Raw genomic sequence first — 504 nt, 5'->3', positions numbered from 1 at the left:
GCTCCACCGCCTGCCGGGCAAGGATGATGGCCCCCAGTCGGCGCTGGGTTTCCGCCACCACGCCGGTCGTCTCCGGGTCATAGGCGAACACCGCCCGCTGCTCGATGCGATCGGCGAGCAGGCGTTCGACCGCCACCGGCTCGATCGCGGCGCCGAGCAGGAGGCGCGCACCAGCCGCACTGCCCGACGCATCGGCGACCACGATCCACTCGCTGCGCGCCAGCGATGACCCGTCGGGCACGCTGACCGCCCGGCCATTGGCCATCAACCAGGCAGCGCCGCGCCGCCGGGCGACGCGCTCTGGATGGGCCAGCGCCAGCACTTCGCCAGCGGCCTCCGGTTCGATGTCCTGCTCTACTGCGCCAACCGTGCGCGCCCAGCGGCTCGCCAGCTTGCGCGCAGCATCGGCCCGCTGGCCGCGCTCGCGCTCCCAGCCACGCAGGCGCTGCTCGATGTCATCGCTGCGGCTCCCCAGCCCGCGTTCCCCCAGCAGCACCGCGATGC

Annotated in this window: 1 pseudogene; it reads right to left on the bottom strand. The window is 73.8% G+C overall.

The window, feature by feature from the left end:
* Window positions 1–504 (bottom strand): annotated as a pseudogene (locus tag GJV64_RS15430) (ATP-dependent helicase HrpB); the annotation flags it as partial.

The sequence above is a fragment of the Sandarakinorhabdus rubra genome, assembly GCF_010994245.1.
In the GTDB taxonomy this organism is placed as follows: Bacteria; Pseudomonadota; Alphaproteobacteria; order Sphingomonadales; family Sphingomonadaceae; genus Sandarakinorhabdus; species Sandarakinorhabdus rubra.
Note: the sequence above shows the minus strand (reverse complement) of the source record. Positions and strands in the feature narration are given on the sequence as shown.